At 70.2% G+C, this 14,921-nt stretch carries 15 protein-coding genes; 5 read left to right on the forward strand and 10 right to left on the reverse strand.

From position 1 onward, the window contains the following. Nucleotides 1-50: 50 nt before the first annotated feature. The 7 genes from ACIBH4_RS13660 to ACIBH4_RS13690 all read right to left on the reverse strand — a co-directional run bounded on the left by ACIBH4_RS13660 (nucleotide 51) and on the right by ACIBH4_RS13690 (nucleotide 6,894). The gene (locus ACIBH4_RS13660) at nucleotides 51-845 is read right to left on the reverse strand and encodes an alpha/beta hydrolase (RefSeq protein ID WP_362763605.1); all 795 of its coding nucleotides are present in this window, start codon (nucleotides 843-845) and stop codon (nucleotides 51-53) included. Next, nucleotides 842-1,879, reverse strand: coding sequence for a Rieske 2Fe-2S domain-containing protein (locus ACIBH4_RS13665; RefSeq protein ID WP_362512840.1), 1,038 nt, complete (start codon nucleotides 1,877-1,879; stop codon nucleotides 842-844). Before ACIBH4_RS13665 ends, ACIBH4_RS13660 begins: the two co-directional genes overlap by 4 nt. Next, nucleotides 1,879-3,084 (reverse strand): FAD-dependent oxidoreductase, encoded by a 1,206-nt coding sequence (locus ACIBH4_RS13670; RefSeq protein ID WP_362763608.1) that lies wholly within the window; start codon nucleotides 3,082-3,084, stop codon nucleotides 1,879-1,881. The genes ACIBH4_RS13665 and ACIBH4_RS13670 overlap by 1 nt, the downstream gene beginning before the upstream one ends. Continuing rightward, nucleotides 3,074-4,396: a cytochrome P450 gene (locus ACIBH4_RS13675; RefSeq protein ID WP_362763611.1), complete on the reverse strand. Its 1,323-nt coding sequence runs from the start codon at nucleotides 4,394-4,396 to the stop codon at nucleotides 3,074-3,076. Before ACIBH4_RS13675 ends, ACIBH4_RS13670 begins: the two co-directional genes overlap by 11 nt. 232 nt (nucleotides 4,397-4,628) lie before the next feature. After that, nucleotides 4,629-5,459: an ABC transporter permease gene (locus ACIBH4_RS13680; protein WP_362513020.1), complete on the reverse strand. Its 831-nt coding sequence runs from the start codon at nucleotides 5,457-5,459 to the stop codon at nucleotides 4,629-4,631. A gap of 5 nt (nucleotides 5,460-5,464) precedes the next feature. Next, nucleotides 5,465-6,418: an ABC transporter ATP-binding protein gene (locus tag ACIBH4_RS13685; RefSeq protein WP_362512830.1), complete on the reverse strand. Its 954-nt coding sequence runs from the start codon at nucleotides 6,416-6,418 to the stop codon at nucleotides 5,465-5,467. An 89-nt stretch (nucleotides 6,419-6,507) separates the two neighbouring features. Continuing rightward, nucleotides 6,508-6,894 carry a hypothetical protein gene (locus tag ACIBH4_RS13690; RefSeq protein ID WP_362512827.1) on the reverse strand — a complete coding sequence of 129 codons (387 nt, stop codon included), beginning with the start codon at nucleotides 6,892-6,894 and terminating at the stop codon, nucleotides 6,508-6,510. A gap of 251 nt (nucleotides 6,895-7,145) precedes the next feature. Between ACIBH4_RS13690 and ACIBH4_RS13695 the strand changes: the two genes are divergently transcribed. The 3 genes from ACIBH4_RS13695 to ACIBH4_RS13705 are packed head-to-tail and all read left to right on the forward strand — an operon-like array spanning nucleotide 7,146 to nucleotide 9,651. Further along, nucleotides 7,146-8,471, forward strand: coding sequence for a cytochrome P450 (locus ACIBH4_RS13695; RefSeq protein WP_362512824.1), 1,326 nt, complete (start codon nucleotides 7,146-7,148; stop codon nucleotides 8,469-8,471). After that, nucleotides 8,468-9,469, forward strand: coding sequence for a methyltransferase domain-containing protein (locus tag ACIBH4_RS13700; RefSeq protein ID WP_362512819.1), 1,002 nt, complete (start codon nucleotides 8,468-8,470; stop codon nucleotides 9,467-9,469). The genes ACIBH4_RS13695 and ACIBH4_RS13700 overlap by 4 nt, the downstream gene beginning before the upstream one ends. Further along, a complete protein-coding gene (locus ACIBH4_RS13705) occupies nucleotides 9,466-9,651 on the forward strand; it encodes a hypothetical protein (protein ID WP_362512816.1) in 186 nt (61 codons plus the stop codon). Before ACIBH4_RS13700 ends, ACIBH4_RS13705 begins: the two co-directional genes overlap by 4 nt. A gap of 252 nt (nucleotides 9,652-9,903) precedes the next feature. Here ACIBH4_RS13705 and ACIBH4_RS13710 read toward each other — a convergent pair whose 3' ends face one another. Both ACIBH4_RS13710 and ACIBH4_RS13715 read right to left on the reverse strand, forming a co-directional pair. Beyond that, nucleotides 9,904-10,620, reverse strand: coding sequence for a hypothetical protein (locus ACIBH4_RS13710; protein ID WP_362512812.1), 717 nt, complete (start codon nucleotides 10,618-10,620; stop codon nucleotides 9,904-9,906). Continuing rightward, nucleotides 10,617-11,975, reverse strand: a complete 1,359-nt coding sequence (locus tag ACIBH4_RS13715; protein WP_362763614.1) for a hypothetical protein — start codon at nucleotides 11,973-11,975, stop codon at nucleotides 10,617-10,619. Before ACIBH4_RS13715 ends, ACIBH4_RS13710 begins: the two co-directional genes overlap by 4 nt. Before the next feature lie 259 nt (nucleotides 11,976-12,234). Between ACIBH4_RS13715 and ACIBH4_RS13720 the strand changes: the two genes are divergently transcribed. Beyond that, nucleotides 12,235-12,846 (forward strand): RNA polymerase sigma factor, encoded by a 612-nt coding sequence (locus ACIBH4_RS13720; protein ID WP_362512805.1) that lies wholly within the window; start codon nucleotides 12,235-12,237, stop codon nucleotides 12,844-12,846. Next, on the forward strand, nucleotides 12,839-13,843 hold the full coding sequence (locus tag ACIBH4_RS13725) for a CU044_5270 family protein (protein WP_362763617.1): 1,005 nt from the start codon (nucleotides 12,839-12,841) through the stop codon (nucleotides 13,841-13,843). Before ACIBH4_RS13720 ends, ACIBH4_RS13725 begins: the two co-directional genes overlap by 8 nt. Nucleotides 13,844-13,981: 138 nt before the next feature. Here the strand turns inward: ACIBH4_RS13725 and ACIBH4_RS13730 are convergent, their stop codons facing one another. Further along, nucleotides 13,982-14,626, reverse strand: a complete 645-nt coding sequence (locus ACIBH4_RS13730) for a DUF4352 domain-containing protein (protein WP_362512798.1) — start codon at nucleotides 14,624-14,626, stop codon at nucleotides 13,982-13,984. Nucleotides 14,627-14,921: the final 295 nt, after the last annotated feature.

Here is a 14,921-nt window from a genome sequence, read left to right on the forward strand (position 1 = left end):
CAACTAACCCCCCTTACGGGTGTCTAACTGTAAACGCTCGTACAACAGCCTCAAACCCGATCTACTCTCTCAGATAATGTCAGTCCCGCAAATACCGCTTTTGCCGACATTTCTGGCTGCTCCAACAGGGGAAGGTGCCCCGAGTTAAGGATTGTCCGAATATGACATTCGGGCACCATCTGTCGCAGCGTCTTCGCATTGGCCACGAAGGTGGGCATGTCCGAGTCACCGATGATAACCATGGTGGCGGCCCTGATCCGGGTCAAATCCTCAGGAGGATGCCGGTGCGCGCTGAGCGCGGCCATCGCCCCCGTGTCCAGCTCGGCCCAGGAGTGCCCGCCGATCACCGCCCGCAGTCGCGCCCGCAGCTCGGGGTGCGCCTCGGTGCCGCGGAAGATGTCAGGAGGGGAGCTCATCCACAGCTCGGCCATCTGTTCCCGCCCGCCGCCCGCCCTGCGCACCATCATGAGCTCCATGTAGCGCCGCCGGGCGGCCGGGTCGGGCGGCGCGCCGCCGAGCGTCGGCGCCGCGAGCACCAGGCGTCGCACCACCTCGGGCGCGTCCAGGGCCATCTGCAGCGCGACGCTGGAGCCGAAGGAGAGTCCCACGACCCGCTCCGCCGCTTCGGCCTCGGCTATTTCGGCCAGCCTTAACGCCAGCGACGGCAGGGTCACGCCCGGCTGCAACGGTTCGGAGTCGCCGTGGCCGGGGAGGTCCACGCCGATGTGCCGCCAGCCGGGCAGCAGCTTCCACAGCGGTTTCCACAGCGTGAGGTCCATGGTGTAGCCGTGCACCCACAGCACCGCGGGACCCGCTCCCGAGCTGACGACCCGCAACCCGTTCACGCCGGCTCCCCGAAGGTCGCGCAGAACTCCCGGTAGGCCACCACCGCGACGTCCCTGCTGTCGAAGCGGGGCACCGCCCGCGGGTTCAGCCGCTCCCAGATCACCGCGTCCTCCTCCAGCGCGCGCTCACTGCCGTGGATGAGCAGCGGCAACTCCCCGCGCTGCTCGGCACGGACCCCGATCGCCACCCGCGCCACGCACCCGCCCCTCTCGTACGGCACGGCGGCGGTGACGATCACCTGCTCCCACCCCGGCGGCCCGAACCGGGTGACGACCACGCCGGGACTGTAGGCGCGGGCCAGGAACCCGGCCCGGGTGACCTGCTGCCCCGAGGTGCTCCCCGGCTTCGCCCCCATGACGAACTCGCCCTCGATGACGAGCTCGCCCTCGTCCCCGTCCCGATGCGCCATCCCGCGCAGCCTCGGCACCTTGTGCACCTCAGTGAAGTGGTCGACGTCAAAGGCGTTCTCCACGACCAGTGCGGGATCGGCGGCGAGCGGTCTGGTCACGGCCGCCGTGAGCGGGTGGGTCGCCTCCAGCTCCTTGAGTGCCCTGGTGAGTCCCCGATCGTCCTCAGGGCCGTCCGAGAGGCGGACGAACACGGCCTCACCGGAGACGATCACGTGGTGCTCGCGTACCGACAGCCGTCCGGCCGCGTCGCCCAGTGCGATCCTGCGGCCGTGGAACGGGCAGACCAGGCAGCCGCCGGAGAGCCGCCCCCCGTAGCCGAGATGCGCGCCCCGGTGCGGGCAGTCGGCGTCGAAGACGCGGAGCCCCGTCTCGGTCCGCACCGCCACCAGCCGCCGGGTGCCGATCTCCAGGGGGGTCACCTCGGCTTCCAGCTCCGAGGTGAAGGCGGGCAGGTACCAGCCGGAGTGCGGTGCCGTCGAGTGCGCTTGGGGTGCTGTCGACTGCTCTGGATATCGTGATTTTTCCGGGTGTGATGCCGCCGACCGCGCTAGATGTCGCGATTTTTCCGGATGCGGTGTCGTCGACCGCGCCGACTGTTGTGGATCTTCCGAATGTGATGCCATCAGCCCATCGCCTCCAGGAGCCGGTCGGCGGCGATCACCCCGCTGGCGATCGCCCCCTGAACCCACGGCAGGCGCGTCCCCGAGACCGTGGCCTCGCCCGCGAAGAAAAGCGTGTCCGCGACCGGTTCGGCCCAGATCACCGGAGCCCACTCGGCGCCCAGCAGCGGCGCGGTGAACGCACCCCGGCTCCACGGGTCGGACCCCCAGTCGGCGACCTCGGTGCCCACCACCTCGGCCCGCGCGGCCCAGGGCAGGGCCACGGAGAGGAGAGGCGCGAGGCCGGAGCCGGTGGTCGCGGCGCGCACGTAGGCCGCCGCCGCGTCCCTGGCCACGATCAACGCCTCGGGACGCCCCTCGCGGCAGCTCACGAAACCGCCGACCCCGTCCGCGTCGAACACCGACGCCGTCTCCGGCGCGGGCACGGACAGGGTCGCGACGACGCAGCAGCCGTCCCCACCGGCGAGGGCACGCGCGGCCTCGACCTTGGGCTCCGGCAGATCCTTGACGGTGAGCGCGCCGTGGGTCACGACCGAGGGCGGCACGGTCACCACCACCCGCTCCGCTTCCATGATCCCGGCGGGCGTCTGCGCGGCGACCCGCCCCGGCGACCAGCCGAGCACCTGGACGGGGCAGTCCGTACGCACGTCGAGCCCCGCGGCCAGCCGCCCCGGCAGCAGGTCGAACCCGCCCGACACCACGAACTCCCCCCGCCCCGCGGTGTCCCCCCGATGGGCCTCGGCCACGCCCCGGGCACTGAGCCGCTCCGGATCGGTGGCCCAGATCTGGCGGAACCACTCGCTCGCCACCGGGTACGGCCCACCCCTGTCCACGAGCCAGTCGTTCACCGACTCACCGATCCCGGCGCCCTCGGCGTTCAGCCTCGCCTCCAGCGCCCACGGCGGATGCGGCGTGCGGGCCAGCGCCCCCATAGGACGGCCCACCCGCCCACTGACCACCCGGGCCGCGGTCGGCCGCGGCGCCGTCTCGGTGTCCACGATCCCGTGGACGGGGTTCAGGTCCCCGTGGACGATCTGCGCGCCCAGCTCCAGCGAGGGGCCGCCGTCCGCAGGACGAAACGTCCGTATCCGCCCGCCCACCCGCGACCTCGCCTCGACCACCGCCGTACGTACCCCGGCCTCGGCCAGCCGGGTGGCGCAGGTCAGCCCGCTCACCCCGGCGCCGATCACAAGCACCTCAGTACGCATCCCCGCCCCCCGGGTCCACCGGAAGGGAACGCGAGGCCATCGGGAGGGAGCCCGGGTCCACCGTGGGGAAGTCCGGGACGCCCAGGTCCGTCCCGAAGGAGGGCAGGTTGCCCGGGTCCGCCGGAGGGGAAGCCGGATCGCCCAGGTTCACCGGGAGGGAGCGCAGCCGCCGGGGGATGAGGGTGGCGGCCCAGGCCGGCTTCTCGTCGGCGAGTGACGCGGCCGGGAACCGCCCGGCCAGCCGGGCGAGCAGCACCGCCCCCGTCTGCCGGACGAGCTGCGCCGCCAGGCAGAAGTGCGGCCCCCCGCCGAAGGCGAGGTGCGGGTTGGGCGTCCGGTCGAGCAGCAGCTCTCCCGGCCTGTCGAAAACGGCCGGGTCCCGGTTGGCGGCGGCAACAACCGCGAGCACCCTCGCCCCCCGGGGCACCTCGCCGCCGGGCAGTGTCACGTTCTCGACCGCGACCCTCGCCGTGAAGGGGATCGGCGCTTCCAACCTCAGCAACTCGTCCATCGCCGTACGCGCGAACTCGTCCCCGCCCCCGCGCAGCGCGGCGAGCGCCTGCGGCCGGGGAAGCAGCCAGTACAGCGCGTTGCCGATCGCCTCGGCGAGCGGCTGCCACCCGCCGACCACGGCGAGCCCGAGCACCCCGAGCATCTCCGCCCGGGTGAGCCGGTCGTCGGCGGCGAACCGGGTCAGCGGGCTGGGCGCGGCGCTCGCGCGACGCTCGTCCAGGAAGCGGCTCAGCTCCGACATGGCCGACCTGCCCAGCGCCGCCACCTGCGGCCCGGCGAGCGGATCCAGGTTGATCGAGGCCGCCTGGGCGAGCTGCTCGAAGACCTTCCTGTCGCTCTCCGCCAGTCCGAACAGCCGCAGGAAGACCGAGGTGGACAGCGGGCCCCCGATCTCCCTGACCGCGTCGACCACGCTCTCGCCCGCGAGCCGTTCGAGAAGGTCGTCCACGTCGGCGGCGACCCCCCCGGCCACCGACGCGATCGCCGCGGGGCCAAGCAGCAGCAGTCCCGGCGCGCGCAGCCGCGTGTGGTCGGGCGGGTCCGTGGTGAGCATCGACGGCGGCAACTCCTCGCCGCGCGCCCGCCCCTGCTGTCCGGCGCTCGCCGAGAACCTCCGGTCACGCAGTACGGCTGCGCAGTCGGCGTGCCCGGTCACCAGCCACAGCCGCGACATCACGTCGTGGTGGACGGGGGCGCGGGAACGTAGCCAGTCGTAGGCTGGATAGGGATCGGCCCGTCCCGCGGGGGAGAAGGGATGGGGGAGGTGGGCGGGGAGACGGATCTGAGTGCCTGCCGTCACGCGTCGGTTCCCTTGCTGTCGCTTGCCTGATCAGCCGCTATCCCGATCGACGGCCCGTCTGGTCAACGGCCTGCCCGGTCAAGCACCTGGACGGGATCCCCCACCTGGACGAGCCACCGCCTGGATGGGATCACTCACCTGGACGAACCACCTTGTCTGGACGAATCACCTGCCTTGACGTGATCACCCGCCGGGACGCGTCCCCACCTGAACGCGTCCCCACCTGGACGGATCACCGCGCACGCGCGGTGCGCCAGCCGAACGTCAACGCGGTGAGCAGCAGGCCGCCGGCCGCCCACAGCCCGAGGACGAGCGCGATGCGGCCGAGCTCCCAGCTGCCCGCCGGCTCCACGACCGTGAAGCTGTCCGGCAGGAACACCGAACGGAACCCCTGCGCCATCCACTTCACCGGGAACAGCGCGGCCGTGTTCTGCATCCACGCGGGAAGCTGGTGGAAGGGGTAGAAGACTCCGGAGATGAACTGCAGCACCATGAACACCGGCGTCACGATCGCCGCGGCCGAGCGGCTGTTCGGGATCGCCGCACTGTAGGCGATCCCGGTGAGCGCGCACGTGACGGTGCCCAGCGTCAGCACCCAGGCGAGGGTGAACCAGCGCTGCGCGGTGCTGGGCAGCGGCAGCCCGAACGCGGTCACCGCGATGCCCAGCAGCAGCACCATCTCCACCACGGTGGTCACCACGACCTTCACCAGCTTGCCGATGAAGTAGGCGGCCTTGGGCATCGGCGTCATCGCGAGCCTGCCGATGAGACCGGTGTCCCGCTCGATCGCGATGTTGATGGCGAGCCCGGAGAAGGCGGTGCTCATCACACCGGCGGCGACGATGCCCGCCATGAAGACCTGCCGGAAGTCGGTCTCGGTGCCCTGCACCTTGCCGGTGAAGATCGCGCCGAACACCACCAGCAGGATCACCGGGAAGAACAGGGTGAAGACGAGCGACTGCCTGTTGCGGAAGAACGACTTCAGCTCGACCGACGACCGGGCGGCACTGGCCCGCCACAGGTCGGGCAGCAGACCGCGACCGGGCGCGTGGACGGATTCCATGACGCTCACGTGTTCTCCTCCGGCTGCTCGCGATGCCGGTCGATGAGGTTGAGGTAGATCTCTTCCAGGGTGAGCCGGTGCACGGTCAGCTCGGGCAGCTCTGTTTCGGCCCAGGCACCCAGCAGGCTCACCAGCTGGGTCGGCTCCGAGGTCAGAACGGTGACCGGGTCGCCCGCGCCCGTCGGACCCGGTTCGAGCACCGCCCCCCGGGGCAGGTCGGGAAGTTCCCGGCCGGCGAGTGACTCCGATCGCCGGAACGACACGGTGGCCGGGGTCGTTGCCCGCCCGCCCAGCTCGGCCGGCGGCCCGCAGGCCACCAGGCGCCCGCCCGCGATCACCCCCACCCGGGTGGCGAGCGTCTCGGCCTCGTCCAGATAGTGGGTCGTCAGCACCGTCGTGCAGCCGCGCCCGGAGAAGAACCGCACCAGCTCCCACGCCTCGCGGCGGGCGACCGGGTCGAGCCCGGTGGTGGGCTCGTCAAGGAAGATCAACTCTGGGTCGCCGATCACGCCGACCGCCACGTCCAGGCGGCGCTGCTGGCCGCCGGAGAGTTCCGTGGTCTTCTTCTTCTCGTACTGTCCCAGGCCGACCATGTCGAGCACCTGCGTGGGCGGCAGCGGCCTGGGGTACATGGCGGCGAAATGTCTCGCCACCTCACCCACGGTGAGATCGGGGTAGGAGCCGGTGGACTGGCCGACCACCCCGATACGCGCTCGCCATTCCCGACGGTCCCTGGCCGGATCCTGGCCGAGGACCTGTACGTCTCCACCGCTCCGCCGCCGTACTCCCGTGAGAATTTCCACGGTCGTGGTCTTCCCCGCGCCGTTCGGCCCGAGCAAGGCGAACACCTCACCGGGGTGCACCCGCAGGCTCAGATCGGTGAGCACCGTGTGCTCTCCGTAGCGCTTGTTCAGGCCGGTGACGGCGACCGGATCGTTTTCCGCGGCGGCGGAAGCCATCGACTTATTCCTCCGATGGAGACGTTGACGGGAACGGCATGGCGATTTTAAAAATGGCGCCGGAAATTATGCCGGAATTGCGCCGGAGATCAGGTGCAGCAGCAGCAGGGGCAGCAGCAGTAGTAGCAGGCGGCCGCGTCGGCGGCGCCGGCCGCGATGTCGGACAGGTCCCCCTCGCTGAGCTCGGCGGCGTCGACCACCGGCGTCTCAGGGATGTGGAACTCGAACTGCCCGGTCGCCAGGCCCACCTCCCACAGACCCACCTGGACGTCCAGGTTGCCCTCCTCGTGCCCCTCGGGGATGTGCCGCACGATGACGATCTCGGCGTCCTCCGGGACGACCAGCCCGGACTCGGCCAGCGCGGCACGCGGGTTCGCGTTCAGCCGGGCCGCGTACTCCTCATCCGACCAGGCGGTGATGAGCGTACGGGTGTAGGCGTTGATGAACTCCGCGCGCTCCTGCGGTTCGAGAGCCATGCGATTCTCCCTCTCGGGTGTTTGCCGCTGCTTTCTGCGTCGGCAACTGAAATGGACTGTCGCATGTCGGGCGGCGCTTACCAAGACTTAACTTATGTGCCATTCATGTAAGTATTGATACCTTCTTCTGTGCGGTGTTACATTAGCAGCATCCCACAGTACGGATGGAATCATCAACAATACTCAATACGTATATCCGGCACCCGTGAATACGTAATGCGGATACTTAAGTACGTTGAACGGAGGCGTCGGTGACCACCACAGGCACGCGGTTTCCCCCCGGCCCGTCCAGCCCCGTGGACATGGGACGCATGCGCAGCGACCCGCTGGGGTTCGTGACCGGCCTGGCCCGCCGGTACGGCGACGTCACCGCTCACCACGCGAACGGCGAGACCGTCCTCATGGCGCACCGCCCGGATCTCGCCCGGCACATCCTCAAGGACAACGTCGGCAACTACACGAAGAAGAACACGCCGGACGACCACATGCTGCGCCCGCTGCTCGGAAACGGCCTGCTCACCAGCACCGGCGCGGAATGGTCACGTCAGCGCCGGCTGTGCGCCCCCGCCTTCCGCCGGGGCGCGGTCGCCTCCTTCGACGAGATCATCACCGACGAGACCGCCGCCCTGCTGGAACGCTGGCGCGGCCCCGCCGAGACCGGCGCCCCCCAGCCGATCGACCACCAGCTCACCTCGCTCACCCTGTCGATCCTGACCCGCGCGGTGCTCGACGTGGACCTCGGCGGGACGGGCGACGGGTTCGGCCGGGCGGTGGACGACGTCAACCGCTTCATCGGCCACTACGTACCCGACCCCGATCCCGATCCCGCCGACACCGTCCGCAGGCGGCAGGGCTACGTACGCGCCCGCGCCCTCCTTGACATGATCACCCGTACGGTGATCGCCGCCCGCCGCGCCTCTCCCCAGGATCCCCAGGCCGTCGGCACCCTGCTCGACACCATGCTCGGCTCCCTGTCCGACACCGACCTGCGCGACCAGGTGCTGACCCTGATCATGGCGGGCCACGAGACCACCGCCAAGGCCCTGACCTGGACCCTCTACCTCCTGGACCGCCATCCCGAGGAGGCGGAACGGATCCGCGCCGAGGTCGACCACGTCCTGGGCGGACGCCGGCCCACGGCCGCGGACCTGCTCGACCTGCCACTGTGCGGCCGGGCCGTGCAGGAGGCGATGCGCCTGTACCCCCCGGTCTGGCTGATCTCCCGCCGCGCGACCGGTCACGACGAGCTCGACGGCCATCCGGTGGCGCCCGGCACGCTGGTGTGCGTCAGCCAGTGGGTCCTGCACCGCGACCCTCGCTACTGGGACCGCCCGGATGCGTACGTACCCGACCGCTTCGACGGCGCCGACCTGCCGAGCCACCTGTACCTGCCGTTCGGCGGCGGCGAGCGTGTCTGCATCGGCCGGCACCTGGCGCTCACCGAGGCGACGCTGGTCCTCGCGATGCTGGCCCAGTCGGTACGGCTCACGCTGGAACCCGGCTTCCCGGTGGAGCCGGAGGCGCTGGTGACGCTACGGCCGAAGCACGGCATGCGCATGACCGTGAGCCCCCGATGACCACCGTCCCCACCCCTCCGCCCCCGGCCACCGCTGCTCATCCGACCGACAACGGCCACGACACCCCTCCGCCACCGGCGGCGACCGTCACCGGCCACGACACCGCACGGCCCGTTCCCATCCGGCGAGCCCCCGCCACCCCCGCAGCCTCGGCGCCGAACGCCGGTTCGTACAACCCCGCCGCCACCACGGCGGGTGGGATGGCAGGAGAGCTGGCACGGTTGGAGGCCCAGGCGGCGCTCTCGTTCGACGAGGAGCTGAGCCTGCTGCGCGAGCTGGGACTGACCGCGTCGAACGGCCCGCTCGTCGAGGTCGGCGCGGGGTCTGGCGCGATCACCAGGCGGTTGCGCCGGGCCATGCCCGACCTGTCGCTCGTCGCCGTGGACATCGACCCCGACCTGCTCGCCCACGCCGAGGGTGCCGGTGCCGAACTCATCGTCGCCGACGCCGCCGACCTGCCGCTGGAAACGGCGAGTGTGGGATACGTACTCCTCAGGTACGTCCTTCAGCATCTTCCCGACCCCGCACCGGCCCTCGCGGAAGCCCGCAGGATCCTCCGCCCGGGTGGCCGCGTCCTGGTCACCGAGGTGGACGCCTCCTGCTGGGGCCTGGCGGACCCGACCTACCCGGAACTCGCCGGGATCCACGCCAAGATGGCGGCGACCCAGCAGGCCGCCGGCGGTGACCGCACGATCGGCCGCCGTCTCACCCGCCTGTTACGTGACACCGGCTTCACGGAGGTCGCCCTTCGCCCGTTCGCCACGACCAACGACACCCGACCGACGGATGACTTCGCCCCCCACCTCGGCCCGGGACGGCTGCAGCCGCTCCTCGCGGCCGGTGTGCTGTCGCTTCGAGAGTTCGCCCTCGCCGCCGACCGCTGGAACCGGTTCCGCGCAGACCCCAACGCCTGGGTGATGCTCCTCGGGTTCACCGCAGCCGGTACCGCCCCCGACGCGCCCACAGACGGCCGTCGCCCCACCGAAGGAATCCAGTGAGCACCAACGTCAAGATCTTCATCACGATTTTCTGCTACATCAGCGGCGTGATGGGCATCGTCACCGCCGTCTTCCAGGCGAGCAGCACCCCCGCCAACACTCCGGGAGCGATAGGCGCCGGGGTGATCGGCGGCATCTTCCTGGTGGCCGGCATCGCCCTGAGCCGCAAACCCCGCTACTAGGGAGGTCTGATGGCTCGGCAGGGCTCGGTAGGGCGCTGCCGGAGCATGAGGCATGCCATGGCGGCGCCCTACCGAGTAGCGCTTGCCGGGTAGCGACCGGTGAGCCGGTCGAAGCGGGTCGCGACGGCCCGCCGCTGCTTGAGCCTGCCGAAGCGGCGTTCCACCTGGCCGTGCGGCGCGTCCGGATCGCCGGATGACGGAGCCAAAAGGGCTGGTTCGCCGGCCCGCACGTCACTCGATGGGGGACCCCGTTCACTTGTCGAACGACGTCGGGGCCGTGGGGGAGCAGCCGTGGGTCACGAAGTAGATCTCAGCGGAGATCGACCCGCTCGGGGCGGAGAGGTCGTGGAAGTCACGGGTCACGGCCGTGCCGAAGGTGCCCGGGTACGCCTCGAGGATGGCCGCGTTGACCCTGGAGGCGAGCTGAACGCCGCCCCTGGCACCGTCGTCGGAGCCGAAGGTGAGAAGCATGCCGACGCGCCGTCCGGCGAGTCTGTCCCGGTGCCTGCGTAACTCCTGGCGGACCTGTGCGGCCAGTACGCCGTCACCGGCGCCGGGGGTGACCCGGAACGAGAGCGTGACCGGTTTCGCCCGGACGCCTCCGACGAGACCGGTGCAGGGGGACGGCGAAGGGCCGGGCCGGGCAGGACTCTTCTCTTCGGGTTCCTTCTTGACCGGGCCCTTCTCCTCCTTGGGATCTTCGGTCCGGAGCTCTCTTCCCGAGGCCTCCTCCAGGGGCTTCTCGGCGAAAGGCCCTTCCGCCGGTGGCTCTTCGCTCGGAGGCCGGGTCGAGTCGGGCGGGGACTGGAGGGGGTCCGGTTGGAACCGGGTGCCGTCCGTCACGAGGTCGGTGGGGGAGGAGGGCGGCGCCTGCGCGCCCAGCATGATGATCGTGAGTCCGAGCAGCAGGTCGGCGAAGAGCCAGCCGGCCAACAGGGTCGTGGTGGAGGTTCTTCTGCGGGTGGTCATTGCGAGGTTCGGACTTTCCGCTGTGAGTCCGGCTCGTCGCCGCCGCTGTCGTCTGTTCCATCGGTGCCGGTGCCGGTTTCGGCGTCGATCGGGGAGGTGTGTGTTCGGGCGACGGCGGACCAGCTCTCCAGCGCCTCCCGGATTTCCGTACCGGCGCCCTCGAAGGTCCGGTGAAGCTCTCTGGCCGTGCCCGCGATGGTGTCGGTGACCCGTGCGCCGAGCTGGTCGACCGCCTTCTCCGTCGACGAGCCGACGGAATCGATCGAGATGGCCGCGCGGTCGACGGCGTGGCCGATGTTCGCCGTCACGCCGACCAGCTCGTCGATCCGGAGGTTCAGGCCGGAGACGCTGCCCTGGACCGACGTGATGGATCGTACGAGTTCGTTGTTGAACGCCTGGCGCATGTCGAGGGTGGTCCGGGAGATGGTCGTCGACAACTGGTTCCCGACGTCGGTGACGGCCTGGCCGGCCGTGGATCCCGCGGTGTCGATCACGGCCGAGAAGCGGGCCACCGCCGCGGCGAGGTCGTCACAGGTGCTGTTGACGGCTGCCAGGTGCCCGCCCAGGTGCTCGACGGCGTCGCGCACGTCGATCGCGCTACCGGCCAGTGCGTCCGTGGTCTTACGGGTGGCCTCCAGGGTGAGGGTGAGCGCCTCGACCAGCTCGGTGTGCACCTTGCGCGCCGTGGTCCCGACGAAGCCGATGTCGGCCGCCGCCTTGCTGAGCTCGGAGCCGAACCGCTCCGGTGCGGAGAGGCGGACCTGTCCGAGCACCAGGCTCGCCCCGGTCAGCGCCCTGCGGAGCCGGACGCGGAGGGCGCGCAGCTCCCGCTCCGAGGCGTCCTCCCTGGTGTTCCGGGTGACGTTCTCGAACACGGTCCAGCAGATGAGGCAGAAGATGGCCGCGAGGGTACAGAGCGCGATGTTGTCGAACTTGAAGAATGCGGGCAACCTGCCGCCGAAGCCCTGCTGCCACATCTCCAGGAAGGGCCGCCGGGCCGCCTCCAGGCCACCGGCCGCGAGGAGGTCGCCGTAGGCGCCGGTCGCCATCATCAGGCCGAGCCAGGTGATGAAGATCGGTACGAAGACGAGGGCGGGACCGACGGCGCCGCCGAGCCCACGTCGCCATCCCGGCCTCCTCGGCGAGGACGTGGTCTCCGCCGGTTCCCCGTCCACCAGGATGGTGTCGTCGGGGGAGAAGGCGGCGAACAGGTCGACCTCGCACCAGTGCCCGGCCATCTCGGGATCGGCGACCGCGTCCGCGAGATCACGTAGCTGGTCCTGACGGGCCGCCAGGTGGGGGTGATCGGCAAGCTCGCGAAGCTCGCAGGCGGGCTCCAGATCCGTCACGGACAACCGACATCCTCTCCTGATGGCGTTGACTGCCTTTTCGGTAATCCGGATGGACCGATTCACGCCTCCGGGAGAGTGATCATTTTGGCATACGGCGCGCATGTCGGCGGAGGGAACGGTCCGTCGCGGAGAAGATCGCGCCGGACCGACGGTGGCGGACGCGGACGGCGTCGTGCGGTGAGCACCGAGCGCGGGTGTGGAGAACTCGATTCACGGCACCGGGTGAAAGAGAGTGACCGGACCGAGGAAACGGAGTTCACGCTTGGGTACGAAGACGGATCCGGACGACGCGGAGGTGATCAAGCGTGCCCGGCGTGATCCCGCCGCGTTCTCGGTGCTGTTCGACCGACACGCCCCCGCCCTGCATCGCTATGTGACGCGGCGCCTGGGGGACTCGATGGCCGACGACATCGTCTCCGAGACGTTCCTCACCGCCTTCCGGCGGCTCGGACGCTACGACACCGACTACCCCAATGCCCGTCCCTGGCTGTACGGCATCGCGGCCAACCTCATCGGCAAGCACCGCCGTGCCGAGGTCAGGGCGTACCTCTCGCTGGCCAGGACCGGGGTGGACGAAGTCGCCGAGAGTTACGCCGACCGGGTGGAGGCCCGGGTGGCGGCCTCGGCGGCGCAGCGCGATCTGGTGAGGGCGCTCGCCACGCTGTCGCCGAAGGATCGCGAGGTGCTGTTGATGATCGCCTGGGCGGACTTCAGCTACGAGGAGACGGCGCGAGCGCTCGGCGTGCCCATCGGCACGGTGCGCTCACGCCTGCACCGTGCCAGGAGAAAGACCCGCGATGCCCTGGGCGGGGTCGACCCGTCCGCCGTCTCGGATATCGCGAACAACTCGGAGGAGAAGACCGGCCGTGGATGACCTGAAGCTGCTGAGTGAGCTGCGGGCGGACGCGCCCGAGCCCGACGCCGACCGCCTGCGCGCGCTGCGGGCGCGTTCTCTGCGGCCCCGCCGGTTCCGTCCCGTACTCTCGCTGCCGATGGTCACGACGGCGGCGATGACGGCCGCCGTGGCGATCGCGGCGGTGGTCGTGGTGGTGAACGACGACGGCCGGCCGGTCGTGTCGCCGCCCGCCATCGTGCAGGTGACGCCGGTGAGCGCGCAGGTCGTGCTGCGGCAGGCGGCTCTGACGGCCGAGAAGCGCCGTCCCGAGGACACCTCGCCCCGTCCCGACCAGTGGCTGTACCGCAAGAGCGTCGTCATGCAGCCCGCCGACGGCGCGGTCGAGACGCAGGAGTACTGGACCCGCTACGACGGCACCGAGCAGGCGACCCGGCTGGGCTCGCGCCCGATGCAGAGGCGGACGATCGAGCCGGACCCGGGTGACGACGACCTGTCCCCCCGGCAGTACGCGGCCAGGCTGGCCAAGCTGCCCACCGACCCGGACGAGCTGCTCGCCCACGTCAAGGGCGACCTGCACTGGAGGGACAAGCCGGTCGAGGAGCGCGGTCTCCACGAGCACCCGGACGCACGGGCGTTCCGAGTGCTGTCGCTCTACCTCGGCCAGGAGGAGTACATGCCGCCCAAGCTGGAGGCCGCGATCTTCCGCGCCCTCGCCAGGATCCCCGGAGTCCGGGTGGACCTCGGCGTACGCGACGCGGTGGGCAGGTCGGGCATGGGCATCGCCTACGAATCCGGCTCTCCGGGCTCCGGCACGCAGCGCGACGAGAACGGCGAGGTCGTCGCACGCTCCTATGTCGTCCTCGACGGCACGACCTACAACTATCTCGGCTCGCGGACGGAATACCTGCGGGACTACCTCATCAACGGCGAGGTGGCCTTCTCGAAGGGGAGCGTCTTCGCGACCGCCGAGGTCGCGGCGGGAGTCGTCGACGAACCCGGACAGGTCCCCGAATGATTCGACCCCAGGCAATCGACGCTGGCCGGATCCCCGTGGAATTCACATTAGGGGGTGATGCTCGACGGGTTCCCGAGGGATTCGAGACCCGGGGTTCCAGAGCGGCCGGAGCGTCGCCATCCGGCAGCGGGTGTGTCGTCAGTCGTTCAGGGCGACGGTGACGCCGTCGGAGAAGACGGAGTCGTGGAGTTCGATCGCCTTGATCTTGAAGTTCTTGGGGACGTCGAAGAGCAGGATCCCCTTGACCGTGTTGCCGGGGTTGATGGTGTTGAGGAAGGCGTTGGAATTCTTCAGCCCGAGGGCGGCGGCGCCGGAGTCGGTGTCGTACTGCCTGCCCCGGGCGTCGATGAGCTTCTGTGAGGAGTCACTGAACAGCTGGGACTCCTCGCCGATGTTCTTCACGGTGACGTGCACCAGGACGTACTGCCCCTGGGCGTCGGAGCCGAGGTATTCGCCGCCGACTCGCTGGACGCCCTTCTCGACCTTGGTGACCTTGAAGGAGAACTTGCCGTCCATGACGGTGTCGCCGAGTCCGGCCTGCTTGGGTTCGGTCTTCTTCGCGGGTGCGGCGGCCTCGGCGACCGTGGTGTCGGCCGAACCCGTGGAGTCCTCACCGTTTTTGCCGCCTCCGCCGAGGAGGCCGCCGATCACCACCAGACAGGCCAGCACGGCGGCGCCGACGAGGAACGCGCGCAGGCAGCCGCCCCCCTTCCGCTGCACGATCACGGGCGGGGGAGGGAGCTGGGAGTAGCCGTACTGCGGCTGCTGAGGGTTTCCGTGCATGGCGGGTCTCGCTCTCCGATGGCGGTGTGCTGTGCCATACCAGTGAATCATGTGTGAACTCAGCGCACAACTAAAATAGCTGTGACTCGTCCAAGTGATGTGTATCGCTGTCGGTGGACCTCGTTCACACCCTGATCGGATCGAGGCTCGATGGGCCTGGGACCACCGGGCTTCCGGTCTTCGCCCGTCGGCCCGATGTCATAACGATCGAGAGCCGGCCCCGGGCTTGGATTCGGTCCGGGAGGTTTCCCGAAATGGAGGTTCCGTAATCGCTGTTCTCCTCGGTGTCGGCGGT

This window comes from Streptosporangium sp. NPDC050284 (assembly GCF_044459525.1).
GTDB lineage: Bacteria > Actinomycetota > Actinomycetes > Streptosporangiales > Streptosporangiaceae > Streptosporangium.